Origin of the sequence: Xanthomonas citri pv. citri (assembly GCF_000961215.1) — a bacterium.
GTDB lineage: Bacteria > Pseudomonadota > Gammaproteobacteria > Xanthomonadales > Xanthomonadaceae > Xanthomonas > Xanthomonas cissicola.
Window position 1 is genome coordinate 1,142,870 of record NZ_CP008998.1, and the last position, 15,297, is coordinate 1,158,166.

Here is a 15,297-nt window from a genome sequence, read left to right on the forward strand (position 1 = left end):
GCACATCCCTGTGCTGACTTTTGGTAGGAGCACGCTTTCCCTTCAGCTTTCGTAGGATAAATATCATGAGCATCAACAAGAACATCGCCCGTCTGCGCCGCGCCAAGTCCACCCGTGCGCACATCCGTGAGCTGGGCGTTGCCCGTCTGTCGGTGCTGCGCACCGGTCAGCACCTGTATGCGCAGGTCTTCACTGCCGATGGCTCCAAGGTGATCGCTGCTGCGAACACCCTGCAGGCCGACGTCAAGGATGGCCTGAAGAATGGCAAGAACAGCGATGCGGCTGCCAAGGTCGGCAAGCTGATCGCCGAGCGCGCCAAGGCTGCTGGCATCGAGAAGGTTGCATTCGACCGCTCGGGCTACCGCTACCATGGCCGCATCAAGGCGCTCGCCGACGCAGCACGCGAAGGCGGCCTGCAGTTCTAAGCACTGCTGCGGAGGCGGTCATCGACCGCCTCCGCAATACCGCCGGCAGGGAAATGCCGGACCGCCCCGTTCTTTTGCAACGGTGCCGGGAACACCGCTTCACTTCACAACCATAAGCGGCTTCGAGCCGTACATACTCAATCAATCAAGGAATCAAGATGGCAGAAGAACGTGCACCGCGGGGTCGTGATCGCGACCGTAACCGCGAAGAGAAAGTCGACGATGGCATGATCGAAAAGCTGGTCGCGGTCAATCGCGTCAGCAAGACGGTCAAGGGCGGTCGCCAGTTCACCTTCACCGCGCTGACCGTGGTCGGCGATGGTCTGGGCAAGGTCGGTTTCGGTTATGGCAAGGCGCGCGAAGTGCCGGTCGCCATCCAAAAGTCGATGGAACAGGCACGCAAGAACCTGGCTACTGTCGATCTGAACAACGGCACCCTGTGGCATGCCGTCAAGTCTGGCCATGGCGCAGCACGCGTCTACATGCAGCCGGCGTCGGAAGGTACGGGCGTCATCGCAGGCGGCGCCATGCGCGCTGTGCTGGAAGCGGTTGGCGTCAAGAACGTGTTGGCCAAGGCCGTCGGTTCGCGTAACCCGATCAACCTGGTCCGTGCGACTCTCAAGGGTCTGTCGGAAGTGCAGTCGCCGGCACGCGTTGCGGCCAAGCGCGGCAAGAAGGTGGAGGAGCTCAACCATGGCTAAGGACACCAACAAGACCGTCAAGGTGCGCCTGGTGCGTGGCCTGCGTGGAACCCAGTCGCGTCACCGCCTGTCGGTGCGTGCGTTGGGCCTGAATAAGCTCAACGATGTGCGTGAACTGAAGGACAGCCCGCAGGTGCGTGGCCTGATCAATACGGTTCACTACCTCGTCAAGGTTGAGGAGTAATCCCATGACTCTGCGTCTTAATGACCTCAAGCCGGCCGACGGCGCCCGTACCGAGCGCACCCGCGTCGGTCGTGGTATCGGTTCGGGCCTCGGCAAGACCGCTGGTCGCGGTCACAAGGGTTCGTTCGCTCGTAAGGGTGGCGGCAAGATCAAGGCCGGCTTCGAAGGCGGCCAGACCCCGATGCAGCGTCGTCTGCCGAAGATCGGTTTCCGCTCCAAGATGGCGCGCGATACCGCAGAAGTGTTGTCCTACCAGTTGGACAAGCTGGATGCCGGCGATGTCGACTTTGCAGCGCTGCGTGCGGCCAATCTGGTCCCGAGCCGCGCCAAGAAGGCGAAGATCGTGCTGAAGGGGGAGCTGAGCAAGAAGTTCGTGCTGAAGGGCGTTGCGGCAACCGCAGGCGCCAAGGCGGCAATCGAAGCTGCCGGCGGCAGCGTAGAGGAGTAATCGGCAGATGGCGCAGGCTGGCATTGGTAACCTCGGCGGCGGGCTCGGCAAGTTCACGGAACTTCGCCAGCGGTTGCTGTTCGTCCTCGGGGCATTGATCGTTTATCGCATCGGCTGCTATGTGCCGGTGCCTGGCGTGAATCCCGATGCCATGCTTTCGTTGATGCAGGCGCAGGGCGGCGGCATCGTGGACATGTTCAACATGTTCTCGGGCGGCGCCCTGCACCGTTTCAGTATTTTTGCATTGAACGTGATGCCGTATATCTCGGCATCGATCGTGATCCAGTTGGCCACGCACATCTTTCCCGCCCTCAAGGCGATGCAGAAAGAAGGCGAATCGGGCCGACGCAAGATCACCCAATATTCGCGCATCGGTGCGGTGTTGCTGGCGGTGGTGCAGGGCGGCAGTATCGCGCTGGCACTGCAGAACCAGACCGCCCCTGGTGGCGCTCCGGTGGTGTATGCGCCGGGCATGGGCTTCGTGCTCACCGCGGTGATCGCTTTGACCGCTGGTACCATCTTCCTGATGTGGGTAGGCGAGCAGGTTACCGAGCGCGGCATCGGTAACGGCGTATCGCTGATCATCTTTGCCGGCATCGTGGCTGGCCTGCCGTCGGCGGCCATCCAGACGGTCGAAGCCTTCCGCGAAGGCAATCTGAGCTTCATTTCGCTGTTGTTGATCGTCATCACCATCCTGGCGTTCACGCTGTTCGTCGTGTTTGTCGAGCGTGGGCAGCGGCGGATCACGGTCAACTACGCGCGCCGCCAGGGCGGTCGCAATGCGTACATGAACCAGACCTCGTTCTTGCCGCTCAAGCTGAACATGGCCGGTGTGATTCCGCCGATCTTTGCGTCCAGCATCCTGGCATTCCCGGCAACGTTGTCGATGTGGTCGGGTCAGGCTGCATCGGGTGGTATCGGCTCGTGGCTGCAGAAGATTGCCAACGCGCTTGGCCCCGGTGAGCCGGTACACATGCTGGTCTTCGCTGCGCTGATCATCGGTTTTGCATTCTTCTACACCGCGCTGGTGTTCAACTCGCAGGAAACCGCCGACAACCTCAAGAAATCGGGCGCGCTGATTCCGGGCATCCGTCCAGGCAAGGCCACCGCAGATTACGTCGATGGCGTACTGACGCGCCTGACAGCTGCCGGTTCGTTGTACCTGGTAATCGTCTGCCTGCTGCCGGAAATCATGCGCACGCAGCTCGGCACTTCGTTCCACTTCGGGGGCACCTCGCTATTGATTGCAGTGGTGGTGGTGATGGACTTCATTGCGCAGATCCAGGCGCACCTGATGTCGCACCAGTATGAGAGCTTGCTGAAGAAGGCCAACCTCAAGGGCGGCTCACGCGGCGGTCTTGCGCGCGGTTAAGTGGTACACTAGATCTTCATCACGTGAAGACGGCCTGGTTCCCGGGCCACGATCTTCCGATCAGAAGGGCGGCTCGCGCGACGTCTCGCGCGCGGGTGTGACGGGGTGGTTCTGTGCGGGAGTAGCACAGGCGATTCGGAGTGGTTTTCTGGATCAGCACCGTCCGGCGCCGGAGCGAGGGCACACTCCCCACGCCGGGTCCATGGAACCTCTGGTTCCACGGGCTTCAAAGCAATCCGAGGCCTTGCTATAATTCCGAGTTCACTTTTGATCCATCCTGCCGGATGGCGCCTGGGCGCTGTCGGGCCATCACTCAGTTGGAGAATCGCGTCATGGCGCGTATTGCAGGCGTCAACCTGCCAGCCCAGAAGCACGTCTGGGTCGGGTTGCAAAGCATCTACGGCATCGGCCGTACCCGTTCAAAGAAGCTCTGCGAATCCGCAGGCGTTACCTCGACCACGAAGATTCGTGATCTGTCCGAACCCGAAATCGAGCGCCTGCGCGCCGAAGTCGGCAAGTATGTCGTCGAAGGCGACCTGCGCCGCGAAATCGGTATCGCGATCAAGCGACTGATGGACCTCGGCTGCTATCGCGGTCTGCGTCATCGCCGTGGTCTTCCGCTGCGTGGTCAGCGCACCCGTACCAACGCCCGCACCCGCAAGGGTCCGCGCAAGGCGATCAGGAAGTAAGGGATAGATCATGGCCAAGCCAGCAGAAAAGAAAACGAAGAAGAAGATCAAGCGCGTCATCACCGACGGCGTCGCTCACGTCCACGCTTCGTTCAACAACACCATCGTCACCATCACCGATCGCCAGGGCAACGCGCTGTCGTGGGCTACGTCCGGCGGCGCCGGTTTCCGTGGTTCGCGCAAGTCGACCCCGTTCGCTGCCCAGGTTGCCGCCGAGAAGGCTGGCCGCGCTGCGCTCGATTACGGCGTGAAGTCGCTGGAAGTGCGTATCAAGGGTCCGGGTCCGGGCCGTGAGTCGGCCGTGCGTTCGTTGAACAACGTGGGCTACAAGATCACCAACATCATCGACGTGACGCCAATCCCGCACAACGGGTGCCGTCCGCCGAAGAAGCGTCGCGTCTAAAGGGAGCGATAAGAAATGGCTCGTTATATCGGTCCTACCTGTAAGCTCGCGCGTCGCGAAGGCGCCGACCTTTCCCTCAAGAGCCCGGCGCGTGCGCTGGACTCCAAGTGCAAGCTTGAGCAGAAGCCCGGCCAGCACGGCGCGGCTCGCAAGGGCAAGCTTTCCGACTACGCCACCCAGCTGCGCGAAAAGCAGAAGGTCAAGCGTATCTACGGTCTGCTGGAACGTCAGTTCCGCAACTACTACAAGAAGGCCTCGACCAAGAAGGGCAACACGGGCGAGAACCTGCTGCAGTTGTTGGAAACCCGTCTGGACAACGTCTGCTATCGCATGGGTTTTGCCGTCACCCGTCCGGCCGCGCGCCAGCTGGTGTCGCACCGTGGCGTGCTGGTCAACGGCAAGTCGGTGAATCTGGCCTCGTACCAGATCAAGGCTGGCGATGCGATCACGCTTTCGGAAAAGGCGCAGAAGCAGCTCCGCGTGCAGGAAGCCCTGACCGTGGCTGAGCAGCACGACATGACGCCGTCGTGGGTTGAAGTCGATTCGAAGAAGTTCAGCGGCGTGTTCAAGGCCGTCCCGGATCGCGCTGACCTGCCTTCGGATATCAACGAAGCGCTGATCGTCGAGTTGTATTCGAAGTAATTCACATTGGAGAACCTCCGGTACTGCCGGAGGTTCGCAGGAGACCCCGCAACATGACGGTTACCGCCAACCAGGTTCTGCGCCCCCGTGGTCCGCAGATCGAACGTCTTACCGACAACCGTGCCAAGGTCGTGATCGAGCCCTTGGAGCGCGGTTACGGGCACACGTTGGGCAATGCCCTGCGTCGTGTGTTGTTGTCGTCGATCCCCGGTTTTGCGATCACCGAGGTCGAGATCGACGGTGTGCTCCACGAGTACACCACGGTCGAAGGTCTGCAGGAAGACGTGCTCGACGTCCTGCTGAACCTGAAAGACGTGGCGATTCGTATGCACAGTGGCGATAGCGCCACGCTGTCGTTGTCCAAGCAGGGTCCGGGTACGGTCACTGCGGCAGACATCAGGACCGATCACAACGTCGAGATCATCAACGGCGACCACGTGATCTGCCATCTGACCAAGGACACGGCGCTGAACATGCGCCTCAAGATCGAGCGCGGTTTCGGCTATCAGCCGGCTGCTGCGCGTCGTCGTCCGGACGAAGAGACCCGCACCATCGGTCGTCTGATGCTGGATGCGTCGTTCTCGCCCGTGCGTCGCGTTGCCTACGCCGTGGAAGCTGCGCGTGTTGAACAGCGCACCGACCTCGACAAGCTGGTGATCGATATCGAAACCAACGGCACGATCGATGCAGAGGAAGCCGTGCGCACCGCCGCCGACATCCTTAGCGATCAGCTGTCGGTGTTCGGCGATTTCACCCACCGCGATCGCGGTGCGGCCAAGCCGGCTGCCAGCGGCGTGGATCCGGTGCTGCTGCGTCCGATCGACGACCTCGAGCTGACCGTGCGTTCGGCCAACTGCCTGAAGGCCGAGAGCATCTACTACATCGGCGATTTGATCCAGAAGACCGAAGTCGAGCTGCTCAAGACCCCGAATCTGGGCAAGAAGTCGCTGACCGAAATCAAGGAAGTGCTGGCGCAGCGCGGCCTCGCTCTGGGCATGAAGCTGGAGAACTGGCCGCCGGCCGGTGTCGCCCAGCACGGCATGCTTGGTTAATGCGTCACCGCATGGGCGTCTTCGGGCGCCCATGCTGTTTTTCTACATCGACGGGCCGAAGCCCGCGATGACATCCGGTCAAAGGACGGCCGGCTCGGACCAACCGCAGTCCATTCAACAGCGCCAGGATGGCGACAACGTCACTGAAGCAGTCTCAATATTCCTTAGGAAACCATACTCATGCGTCACCAGAAATCCGGCCGTAAGTTCAACCGTACCAGCGCACACCGCGAAGCCATGTTCCGCAATATGGCCGCCTCGCTGTTCAAGCACGAGCTGATCAAGACCACCTTGCCGAAGGCCAAGGAACTGCGTCGCGTCGCCGAGCCGCTGATCACCATCGGCAAGGTCGATGGCGTTGCCAATCGTCGTCTGGCATTTGCTCGCCTGCGCGACAAGGAAGCCGTGGGCAAGCTGTTCGTCGAACTGGGCCCGCGTTACGCGACCCGTCCCGGCGGCTACCTGCGCATCCTGAAGGCTGGCTTCCGTGCCGGCGACAATGCGCCGATGGCGTATGTCGAGCTGGTCGACCGTCCGGTCGTTGCCGAAGAAGTGGCCGAGTAATCTGATCGCCTCTATAAAGATTCTTGAAAAGCCCGGCACACGCCGGGCTTTTTTATTGCTGGTCGAAGGGGGGGGCGCTGAACGCTGTCGGCTCTATCGGTCGGCCGACGCGTGCTGCACACGATGAGGCGATGCCGCTAAGCAGGCCTCAAGTGGAAGCGCCTGCGGCTTGGTCGGTGCGTGCCGTTGCCCGAGGGTGCACCGTGCGTCGCGGCGATTGGGTTTTTGTTGCGGTGTTCCTGATCTTGGGGTAATGCGTCCAGGTCTTGCTGGGCTTGCCGCGGCCATGCGGAAGATCCCACCAGTGCCTGGCCCGATGGCCCGCCCGTTCGGACATGCGTGGTCACGGCCGTGGCGATGGCTGATAATCGACAGCCTGACCCAAGGCAAGCAGTGACGATGAATCCATTTCGTTGGAGTTTCCGGGCGCAGTTTCTGCTGGGCTTTCTTGCATGCGCAGGATTGCTGGCTTACGCGATCTATGTGCAGTTGCATCTGGGTCTGGAGCCTTGCCCGCTGTGCATCTTCCAACGGATCGCCTTCGCAGCGCTGGCAGTGTTTTTCCTGCTTGGCGCGCTGCATGGGCCGCGTGCCGCCGCCGGGCGCAAGGTCTATGGGGTCTTGAGTTTCATCGCCGCAGGCGTGGGTATGGGCATCGCTGCGCGGCATGTGTGGGTGCAGATCCGGCCCAAGGACATGATGTCTTCGTGCGGGCCGCCGTTGAGCTTTCTGAGCGAGACGATGGGGCCCTTCGAGGTGTTCCGCACCGTGCTGACCGGCACCGGCGACTGCGGCAATATCGATTGGCGCTTCCTCGGGTTGAGCATGCCGATGTGGAGCATGGTGTGGTTCGTAGGGTTGGCTCTGTGGGCCCTATACGCGGGCTTCAAGGTACGGCGTAGTTCGGTTCATCACTAACAGGTCCGGCGCTTTGCAATGCCCTGCGGCAGCCTCGTAGGCGTGCATCGCGACGGGAACGGCCGCTGTGCGTTATCTAGACGACGCTGATGCGTAATTGACGGGTAAAAGGTGCGCCTTCCGCTGCAGGTCAGGCGCCTTGATTCGTCGCAAGGTGGCTTGCGCTGCGCTCGCTCGACGCGTCTGCTTCCTGGCCTTCATACTTGAAGCCGTTGCTGCGGCTTGCATGCGTCTGCGTCGTGTCGACCGTTAGCGAGAATAGCGACATCGGAGGCGTGACTGATTACTGGCTCTTTCCGCTGGCTAGCGCTGGTGGATCGCAGTTGGATCGTGGCACCGCTCGAATCAATAAGCCGATATGTACACGTCCGCCAAACGATGCGCACCCGCCATGCAGGCGGTACGCAGCGTGGCCAGCCGTGCTGCAGCCTTTCGGCAACGAATGGGCTGGTCCTGTTCCGGTCATTCGCTGCCTCGCACCGCAATCAGAAGTCCTGCTGCAGGCTCACATAGACGCCGCGGCGCGGCGCCCATTGCGGCGCGAACACGCCGATGCCGCCACCATCGCGCAACTGGTAGCTGCGGTTGAGGACATTGACCGCGGCCAGTTGCACATGCAGCGGATGCGTGCTGACGTCGAAGTCGTGACCGACGCTGGCATTCAACTGGAAGTACGACGGAAGCGAAGCGCCGTTGGGTACCGTGTCGGTATCGGTGCGCAAGCCGCTGCCGAACAGATAGTTGAGGCCGACCTTGCTGCCTTCGCTGAAGGCGTAGTTGACGCCGCCGGACGAGGTCAGCTTCTGGTCGTGATCCAGATGGATCCAGTTGTCGTAGGTATAGGCCAGCGCATCCGGATCGAAGTTGTACAGGCTGGTCATGACCCGCTTGCCCATGGCCTTGCTGTAGGCGAGGTTGAAATATGCCGTCACGGGCCCGTTGGTGTAGTCGGCGCTGAATTCGGCGCCGCGGATGCGGCCATAGCGGTAATTGAAGGTGGAATAGACATAGGCGGCACCGAACTGGCCTTCGTCCTGGAGCCGGTCGGCCTCGCGGTAATAGGTGTCCAGGCCAAGCGTCAGATGATCGGTGACCACCTGCGAGATACCCAGGTCGTAGTAGTCGCTACGCTCGCTCAGTGGCGTGGTCGGGCCGTCACCGGCCGACTGCTGATTGGTGGTGCCGTCGTAGAGCGCGATGTCGCTGGTGGAGATCAGCTCGCTGGCCGGTGGGGTGAAGTAACGCGCGTATCCGGCGTGCAGGGTGGTGCTGTCGCTGGCGCGCCAGATGACGCCCAGGCGCGGACTGAGCTGACCTTCGGTCGTGCCGAAGGCCTTGTACTTGTCGCCGCGCAGGCCGTAATTGACGGTCCAGTCCTCGCCGATCTTCCACTCGTCCTGCAGGTAGAGCGCGTAGGTGCTGGCATGGAAGCGGCTGCCGTCGAGAATGAACAGCGGCACGTTGCTGCTCTGGCTGCCGTCGTCGTTGGCAGGGAAGACATACGAATTGTTGCTGGCGATGGCGTGTTCGAAATTGCCGTACACGCCGTAGCGCAGCGTGTGCGATCCGCCCCAGGGCGTTGCGAAGTCCGCCTGCACGGTATTGGCGCGGTTGCTGCGGTCCACTTGCGAGGCGATGCCGTTGAAGATCAGGTCGCCGGCAACGTCGGGGGAGAAGGCGACGCTGCTGTAACGCTGGCCGGCGGAGAGCTGATAGTTGGTGTCGCCGAGCGTGCCTTGCAGGGCCAGGGTGCCGAAACGGGTGTTTTCGCGCTGGTTCTCGTCCAGGCGCGAGGAGTCGAAATCGGTGGTGCCCAGGTAATCGAAGGCCGGCGTCTGCCCCGGATTGTTGGGGATCTGGAAGCGGTTGTTCGCGTAGCCGACCAGCAGGCTGAGACGGGTGTCCTCGTTGACCAGGTAGGTCAGATCGGCGAAGCCCTTGCCCTGATGGGTTTTGTCATGGAGGGGGTTGAGGCTGTCGACCGGGTTTTCCAGGCCATTCTTGTTCTGGTCGTAATCGCCGCTGACGAACCAGCTCAAACGCCCGCTGCTGCCCCACAGCGAGGCGTTGGGGTTGATGGTGCCGTAGGAGCCCGCGGTGATGCCGACGCTGCCGCCATTGCCGAGCTCGGCCCCATTCTTGGTGGTGATGTCGACCACCGCAGCGGTGCGGTCGCCGAACTGTGCCGGCAATGCGCCATCGAGCAGCTTGAGGTTCTTGATGATGCGCGGCTCCAGGCTCTGGCCGAAGCCAGAGATGGATTCGGGAATGATCACGCCGTTGATGCGGTACTGCAGGTTGGCGTGGTCGCCGCGCACGTGGATGCCGCCGTAGGAATCCTGTACCACGCCCGGCGCCTGCAGCAGGACCTGATTGAGTGGCGTCGCCGCGCCGAGCGGCAGGCGATCGATATCGTCAGCGGTGATGGCAAATTGGCTGCTGCCGATGTCCGGCGACAGGGCATTGCGTGCCGCCTCGAGCTTGGCGATCACATTGACCGTATCCAGGTCGGTCGTGCGCTCGGAGTCGGCATCGGCGGCAGACGCCGCACCGATGGGGGCGGCCAGCAAGGCGACGGTGATGGCGGCAGACAGAAGGCGAGGAGTCATGGCGGTTTCGCGCGGTGGGTGAGGGAGGATGTTGTTATTTTGTAACGTTGGGCGCTTTGGCGAGCGCTAGCGTAGGTCGAAAGTCATGGCTCGACGGGCGATGTTGTTTGCTGTTCAGGTCGAAGGGGCCGCCGCGCGACTGCCACGTCGGACCGACGCGGCGGCAATTCGGAGCCACTGGCCTCCCGGCGCTTTGCGTAGCGTTCCGGCTCTGCCAACATCGCAGGCTGCCTAGGAGTCCTCTCATGAATCTTTCCGCTGCCACTTCCGTTACCGATTCCGCCGCCGCAGCGTGGGCGCCGGACAGCTGGCGCGGCAAACCTGCATTGCAACTGCCGGTGTACCCGGATGAAAACGCGCTGCAGGCGGCCATGCACGAGTTGGGGCGGCTGCCGCCGCTGGTGACCTCGTGGGAAATCTTTGCGCTCAAGCGCCAGCTGGCGGAAGCGCAGGAAGGCAAGCGCTTCCTGCTGCAGGGTGGCGATTGCGCTGAGAATTTCAGCGATTGCGAATCGGGCACCATCTCCAACCGGTTGAAGGTGCTGCTGCAAATGAGCCTGGTGCTGGTGCACGGCCTGCATTTGCCGGTGGTGCGGGTGGGTCGCTTCGCCGGGCAATACGCCAAGCCGCGCTCGGCCGATACCGAAACGCGCGATGGCGTGACCTTGCCGAGCTATCGCGGCGATGTGATCAATGCGCCGGCCTTCACCGAGGCCGCGCGCGTGCCCGATCCGCGCCGCATGATCACCGCGCATTCGCGCTCGGCAATGACGATGAACTTCGTGCGCGCGTTGATCGACGGTGGCTTCGCCGACCTGCATCACCCCGAATACTGGAATCTGGATTGGGTGGGCTATTCGCCGCTGGCGGCGGACTACCAAAAGATGGTTGCCTCGATCGGCGACGCCGTGCGCTTCATGGAAACGCTGTCCGGGGCGGAGGTGTACAACCTCAATCGCATCGATTTCTACACCTCGCACGAGGCCTTGTTGCTGCCGTACGAGGAAGGCCTGACCCGTCAGGTGCCGCGGCAGTGGGGCTGGTTCAATCTCAGCACGCACTACCCGTGGATCGGGATGCGGACGGCCGCGCTGGATGGCGCGCACGTGGAATACCTGCGTGGCGTGCGCAACCCGATCGCGATCAAGGTGGGGCCGTCGGTGCAGCCGGACCAGCTGCTGCGCCTGATCGATGTGCTCAATCCTGAGGACGAACCCGGGCGCTTGAGCTTCATCCATCGCATGGGTGCGGCGCAGATCGCCGACAAGCTGCCGCCGTTGCTGGATGCGGTCAAGCGCGACGGGCGGCGGGTGCTGTGGGTCTGCGATGCGATGCATGGCAATACCGAAAGCACCGGAAATGGCTATAAAACCAGGCGTTTCGACAATATCCGCAACGAAGTGGAGACCTCGTTCGATCTGCACGCGGCCGCCGGCACGCGGCTGGGTGGCGTGCATCTGGAACTCACCGGCGAAGATGTCACCGAATGCACCGGCGGTGCGCGGGAGCTCACCGAGCGGGATCTGGAGCGGGCGTATCGCTCCAGCGTGGATCCGCGTCTGAACTACGAACAGTCGCTGGAAATTGCGATGGCGATCGTGCGCAAGCAACAACAGGCGGCCTCGCAGCCGCTGGGCGCATGAGCGGCGTGTGCGCATGACGTGATGCTCATGCCGCGTGCGGCATGCTCTGGCAGCCATCCCTCTTTCCCCCCACAGGAGGAACGGTTTGACTGCCGATTGGAACGTCATCCGCGAATACGCAATTCCGCTCGGTGCCTCGCTGCTGGCGGGCATCGTCACCTGGTCGTTGATGCTGTGGCTGTTTCGCCGCATGCAGGGCCGCGACTACCGCCGTGCGCGCATCATTCGCGTGATCACGCTGCCGGCGGCGTTTATCCTGCCGCTGTTGTTTCTGGGGATCGCCACCGAAGCGACCCCATTGGCCGGCAAGGCGCTGGCAGCGGTGCAGCATCTGCTGCATCTGGGAATCGTCGGCTGCGTCACCTGGTTGCTGGTACGCGCGGTGGCCGCCGGCGAGGCGGCGATCTTGCGCAGCAACCCGATCGAGGTGTCGGACAACCTCACCGCACGGCGTATCCAGACCCAGACGCGGGTGCTGAGCCGCGTGCTGATGGGCACGGTGATCCTGCTCGGCATTTCGGTGGTGCTGCTGACCTTCCCGCAGGTGCGCCAGATCGGCAAGACCTTGCTGGCGTCGGCCGGCATCATCGGGCTGGTGGCCGGTATCGCGGCCAAGCCGGTGTTCGGCAACCTGATCGCCGGCTTGCAGATCGCACTGACCCAGCCGATTCGCCTGGACGATGTGGTGATCGTGGAAGGCGAGTGGGGCCGCATCGAAGAGATCGGCAGCTCGTACGTGGTGGTGCGGATCTGGGACGAGCGCCGCATGGTGGTGCCGCTGACCTGGTGGATCGAAAACCCGTTTCAGAACTGGACGCGCAGCAGTGCCGACCTGCTCGGCACCGCGTTCCTGTGGCTGGATTACCGTACGCCGATTGCAGCGGTACGTGCGGAACTGGAGCGTATCTGCCACAGCGAACCGCTATGGGATGGCCGCGTGTGCGTGACCCAGATTACCGACACCAGCGACAACACCATCCAGGTGCGACTGCTGGTAAGCGCGCGCAATTCCGGCGATGCCTTCGATCTGCGCTGCCTGGTGCGCGAACGCATGATCGATTTCCTGACGCGCGAGCATACGTATGCATTGCCGAGGCTGCGCGCCGAAATCGCGACGCAGGAAAGGCCGCCATCACGCCCTGCCGAGCCGATTGCGCAGGAGAGCGTGCGCTCGCCGGGCGCCGAAGACGGCGAGCCTGCGGCCAGCATCTAGCGCGGCCAAGAAAACAACTGCATGGCCGCCAAGCGGGTGCGGCCGTGCTCGGAATTGGCATTGACTACTCGTACATGCGGTTCCGTGCACGCCGGCCACGCCACCTGACGACGCTCGCTACGATATGTAGCTGCTTTTGTCGGGTGGTATTGCGCCAACTGCCGGCATCACATGTATTCGGCAGGTATTTGCACAAGTACCCACCGGGCCGGTTCTTCCTCTGGGACGCAAGGCGTCACAGCGGTCAATCATGCTGGCGCGACCCCTGCGCCGGCGCGACGGGTGTCGTGCCTGACGTTGCCGGACCTGGCGCAGCCGGCGCACTGGGCGCATAGCCAGGCGTAAAGCGCGCATGGCTGCGTTGTTCGTACGCATACGCCAGCTCGATCAGGCGCGGCTCGCTCCAGGCCGTGCCCATGAACAACAGGCCAAGTGGCAAGCCCTGGGTCTGTCCCATCGGCACGCTCAGGCTTGGATAGCCGGCCACTGCAGCGGCACCATAGCCGGCGCCGGGGAAGGTATCGCCCTTGCCGAGCGTGGTGACCCACGCCGCGCCGGTGGTGGGCACGATCAAGGCATCCAGGCGATCTGCCTTCAAGGCTGCGTCGATGCCTTCCGGCCCGGCCAACCGCTTGGCGTTGGCGCGCGCGCTCAGATACCCCGCATCATCGAGACCGGGCGCTGCCTGCGCCTGTTCGAACAGCTCCTGCCCGAAGTACGGCATCTCGCGCTGCGCATGGTTGCGATTGAACGCAATCAACTGCTGCAGGGTCGCCACGGGCGTGTGGTGGTTTTGCAGATACGCATTCAAGCCGGCCTTGAATTCGACCAATAAGACCATCTGCTCGGCTGCGTCCCACTTGCCATCGGTGACCAGGGCGGTCTCGACCACAGTAGCGCCTGCTGCACGCAGCGTCTGCACGGCGCGGTCGAGCGCCGTGGCGATCGCCGGGTCCTCGCGGAGCGGGTTGCGCAACAGGCCCAGGCGCGCGCCACGCAGGCTGTCGGGTTTCAGGTGGGCGAGATAATCGACGCTGGTCGCCGGTGCCCTGGCGGTGGCCGGGTCCTGCGGGTCGGGTGCGGCGATGGCCTGCAGCACTGCAGCCGCATCGGCGACGCTGCGGGTCATCGGGCCGGCGGTGTCCTGGCTGGTGGAAATCGGGATGATGCCGTCGCGACTGACCAGGCCAACGGTCGGCTTGAGCCCGACCAGGCCGCTGACCGATGCCGGACAGGTAATGCTGCCATCGGTTTCGGTACCGATGCCGACGGTAGCCAGGCTGGCCGCGATGGCCGCACCGGTGCCGGCACTGGAGCCGCAGGGATTACGATCCAGCGCATACGGATTGCGCGTGAGCCCCCCGCGTCCGCTCCAGCCGGAGCTGGATTGGGTGGAGCGGAAATTGGCCCATTCGCTGAGGTTGGTCTTGCCCAGGATCACCGCACCGGCAGCGCGCAGGCGCTGCACCACAAACGCGTCGCGGTCGGGACGGAACTCGGCCAGCGCCAGCGAGCCGGCGCTGTTGACCATCGGCAGCGCGTCGATATTGTCCTTGAGCAGCACCGGGATCCCGTGCAGCGGCCCACGCACGTGGCCGGCTTTGCGTTCGGCGTCCAGGGCGCGGGCGTCGGCTTCGGCCTGCGGATTGAGTTCGACCACCGCGTTGAGCCTGGGGCCGGCGCGATCGATGCTGGCAATACGCTGCAGATACGCGCGCGTCAGTTGCAGGCTGCTGCTCTGGCCGCTGGCCATGCGCGCCTGCAGGCCGGCCACGTCGGCCTCGCTCAGATCGATAGGGTGGGCGGTGGACGCGTCGGCAGTGCCGGTCGCAGAACGCGATGGATCATCGGCATGCGCACAGCCGCACAGCGCGGCAAGCAGCGCGAAGGACAAAAGGGTGAATCGCATGGATGGTCATCCCCGGGGAGAAGTCGCAGGCTAACGGCGCTGCGTCGGGGTGACAACGGAGGGCGTGCCCGCAAACGGGCAGGCAGGCTCAGCGACGGCGGCGTCGCACCAGGTCGCGTGCGAGCACGCCGACCACCAGCAGGTTGATCGCCAACACGCCCCAGGCGGTCCAGCCGGGATGACGCACGATGGCGTAGATATCGAAAGGCAGATAGATGGCCGCCGACAGGCAGCCCAGCACCGAGGCCCACGCCTTGGCACGCCACAGACCCCAGGCTTCCACCACATGCAGCAGGCCATAGGCCAGCATGGCGGCAGCGGCCAGATGCACTGCATCGGGGCTGATGGTCTTGAGCAACGACGGCAGTGCGCCGTGGTCGGGGTCCAGATTGAAGCGGCGGATCAGGGTGATGACCGCGTTCTGCAGCGGGAGCGGGCCCAGAATTTCCAGGCCCGTCGCCGCCAACAGCGCAAGCGTCCCCTTGACCGCCTCAAGCAAGGCGATCACATGCAGTCCCGGATGCG

At 63.3% G+C, this 15,297-nt stretch carries 16 protein-coding genes and 1 pseudogene; 13 read left to right on the forward strand and 4 right to left on the reverse strand.

The window, feature by feature from the left end:
• Positions 1 to 65 precede the first annotated feature (65 nt).
• The 11 genes from rplR (at position 66) to AMD14_RS05580 (ending at position 7,398) form a co-directional block, all read left to right on the forward strand.
• A complete protein-coding gene (gene rplR, locus AMD14_RS05530) occupies positions 66 to 425 on the forward strand; it encodes a 50S ribosomal protein L18 (RefSeq protein ID WP_003486684.1) in 360 nt (119 codons plus the stop codon).
• A 158-nt stretch (positions 426 to 583) separates the two neighbouring features.
• Positions 584 to 1,126: a 30S ribosomal protein S5 gene (rpsE, locus tag AMD14_RS05535; protein ID WP_003486682.1), complete on the forward strand. Its 543-nt coding sequence runs from the start codon at positions 584 to 586 to the stop codon at positions 1,124 to 1,126.
• Positions 1,119 to 1,310, forward strand: coding sequence for a 50S ribosomal protein L30 (rpmD, locus tag AMD14_RS05540; protein WP_003486678.1), 192 nt, complete (start codon positions 1,119 to 1,121; stop codon positions 1,308 to 1,310). The genes rpsE and rpmD overlap by 8 nt, the downstream gene beginning before the upstream one ends.
• Before the next feature lie 4 nt (positions 1,311 to 1,314).
• A complete protein-coding gene (gene rplO / locus AMD14_RS05545) occupies positions 1,315 to 1,758 on the forward strand; it encodes a 50S ribosomal protein L15 (protein WP_003486676.1) in 444 nt (147 codons plus the stop codon).
• Between the two features lie 7 nt (positions 1,759 to 1,765).
• The gene (gene secY, locus AMD14_RS05550; RefSeq protein ID WP_003486674.1) at positions 1,766 to 3,130 is read left to right on the forward strand and encodes a preprotein translocase subunit SecY; all 1,365 of its coding nucleotides are present in this window, start codon (positions 1,766 to 1,768) and stop codon (positions 3,128 to 3,130) included.
• 332 nt (positions 3,131 to 3,462) lie between these two features.
• Entirely contained in the window at positions 3,463 to 3,819 is a 357-nt protein-coding gene (gene rpsM / locus AMD14_RS05555; protein ID WP_003486672.1) for a 30S ribosomal protein S13, read from the forward strand.
• Between the two features lie 10 nt (positions 3,820 to 3,829).
• Positions 3,830 to 4,222 carry a 30S ribosomal protein S11 gene (rpsK, locus tag AMD14_RS05560; protein ID WP_003486671.1) on the forward strand — a complete coding sequence of 131 codons (393 nt, stop codon included), beginning with the start codon at positions 3,830 to 3,832 and terminating at the stop codon, positions 4,220 to 4,222.
• A 15-nt stretch (positions 4,223 to 4,237) separates the two neighbouring features.
• Positions 4,238 to 4,864: a 30S ribosomal protein S4 gene (gene rpsD / locus AMD14_RS05565; RefSeq protein WP_002811641.1), complete on the forward strand. Its 627-nt coding sequence runs from the start codon at positions 4,238 to 4,240 to the stop codon at positions 4,862 to 4,864.
• A 53-nt stretch (positions 4,865 to 4,917) separates the two neighbouring features.
• A complete protein-coding gene (locus AMD14_RS05570) occupies positions 4,918 to 5,916 on the forward strand; it encodes a DNA-directed RNA polymerase subunit alpha (RefSeq protein WP_002811635.1) in 999 nt (332 codons plus the stop codon).
• A 180-nt stretch (positions 5,917 to 6,096) separates the two neighbouring features.
• A complete protein-coding gene (gene rplQ / locus AMD14_RS05575) occupies positions 6,097 to 6,480 on the forward strand; it encodes a 50S ribosomal protein L17 (RefSeq protein ID WP_003486665.1) in 384 nt (127 codons plus the stop codon).
• A gap of 399 nt (positions 6,481 to 6,879) precedes the next feature.
• Positions 6,880 to 7,398: a disulfide bond formation protein B gene (locus tag AMD14_RS05580; protein ID WP_003486663.1), complete on the forward strand. Its 519-nt coding sequence runs from the start codon at positions 6,880 to 6,882 to the stop codon at positions 7,396 to 7,398.
• Between the two features lie 130 nt (positions 7,399 to 7,528).
• On the opposite strand, the pseudogene AMD14_RS24975 reads toward AMD14_RS05580, so the two are convergent.
• Together AMD14_RS24975 and AMD14_RS05590 are read right to left on the reverse strand one after the other, a co-directional pair.
• Positions 7,529 to 7,791 (reverse strand): annotated as a pseudogene (locus tag AMD14_RS24975) (hypothetical protein).
• Positions 7,792 to 7,883: 92 nt separating this feature from the next.
• Positions 7,884 to 10,007: a TonB-dependent receptor gene (locus AMD14_RS05590; protein ID WP_011050642.1), complete on the reverse strand. Its 2,124-nt coding sequence runs from the start codon at positions 10,005 to 10,007 to the stop codon at positions 7,884 to 7,886.
• Between the two features lie 245 nt (positions 10,008 to 10,252).
• Here AMD14_RS05590 and AMD14_RS05595 point away from each other — a divergent pair, with 245 nt between their 5' ends.
• Both AMD14_RS05595 and AMD14_RS05600 read left to right on the forward strand, forming a co-directional pair.
• Positions 10,253 to 11,650 (forward strand): class II 3-deoxy-7-phosphoheptulonate synthase, encoded by a 1,398-nt coding sequence (locus AMD14_RS05595; protein WP_003486657.1) that lies wholly within the window; start codon positions 10,253 to 10,255, stop codon positions 11,648 to 11,650.
• Positions 11,651 to 11,735: 85 nt separating this feature from the next.
• Positions 11,736 to 12,863 carry a mechanosensitive ion channel family protein gene (locus AMD14_RS05600; protein ID WP_003486654.1) on the forward strand — a complete coding sequence of 376 codons (1,128 nt, stop codon included), beginning with the start codon at positions 11,736 to 11,738 and terminating at the stop codon, positions 12,861 to 12,863.
• Positions 12,864 to 13,107: 244 nt separating this feature from the next.
• On the opposite strand, the gene AMD14_RS05605 is transcribed toward AMD14_RS05600, so the two are convergent.
• Both AMD14_RS05605 and AMD14_RS05610 read right to left on the reverse strand, forming a co-directional pair.
• Positions 13,108 to 14,757, reverse strand: coding sequence for an amidase (locus AMD14_RS05605; protein WP_171843856.1), 1,650 nt, complete (start codon positions 14,755 to 14,757; stop codon positions 13,108 to 13,110).
• Between the two features lie 103 nt (positions 14,758 to 14,860).
• Positions 14,861 to 15,280, reverse strand: a complete 420-nt coding sequence (locus tag AMD14_RS05610) for a DUF2127 domain-containing protein (protein ID WP_008571656.1) — start codon at positions 15,278 to 15,280, stop codon at positions 14,861 to 14,863.
• Between the last annotated feature and the right edge of the window lie 17 nt (positions 15,281 to 15,297).

Bases quoted from the DNA above. Each gene is read 5' to 3' on its own strand.
- rplR (WP_003486684.1), top strand. From the start codon at position 66: ATGAGCATCAACAAGAACATCGCCCGTCTGCGCCGCGCCAAGTCCACC.
- rpsE (WP_003486682.1), top strand. From the start codon at position 584: ATGGCAGAAGAACGTGCACCGCGGGGTCGTGATCGCGACCGTAACCGC.
- rpmD (WP_003486678.1), top strand. From the start codon at position 1,119: ATGGCTAAGGACACCAACAAGACCGTCAAGGTGCGCCTGGTGCGTGGC.
- rplO (WP_003486676.1), top strand. From the start codon at position 1,315: ATGACTCTGCGTCTTAATGACCTCAAGCCGGCCGACGGCGCCCGTACC.
- secY (WP_003486674.1), top strand. From the start codon at position 1,766: ATGGCGCAGGCTGGCATTGGTAACCTCGGCGGCGGGCTCGGCAAGTTC.
- rpsM (WP_003486672.1), top strand. From the start codon at position 3,463: ATGGCGCGTATTGCAGGCGTCAACCTGCCAGCCCAGAAGCACGTCTGG.
- rpsK (WP_003486671.1), top strand. From the start codon at position 3,830: ATGGCCAAGCCAGCAGAAAAGAAAACGAAGAAGAAGATCAAGCGCGTC.
- rpsD (WP_002811641.1), top strand. From the start codon at position 4,238: ATGGCTCGTTATATCGGTCCTACCTGTAAGCTCGCGCGTCGCGAAGGC.
- AMD14_RS05570 (WP_002811635.1), top strand. From the start codon at position 4,918: ATGACGGTTACCGCCAACCAGGTTCTGCGCCCCCGTGGTCCGCAGATC.
- rplQ (WP_003486665.1), top strand. From the start codon at position 6,097: ATGCGTCACCAGAAATCCGGCCGTAAGTTCAACCGTACCAGCGCACAC.
- AMD14_RS05580 (WP_003486663.1), top strand. From the start codon at position 6,880: ATGAATCCATTTCGTTGGAGTTTCCGGGCGCAGTTTCTGCTGGGCTTT.
- AMD14_RS05590 (WP_011050642.1), bottom strand. From the start codon at position 10,007: ATGACTCCTCGCCTTCTGTCTGCCGCCATCACCGTCGCCTTGCTGGCC.
- AMD14_RS05595 (WP_003486657.1), top strand. From the start codon at position 10,253: ATGAATCTTTCCGCTGCCACTTCCGTTACCGATTCCGCCGCCGCAGCG.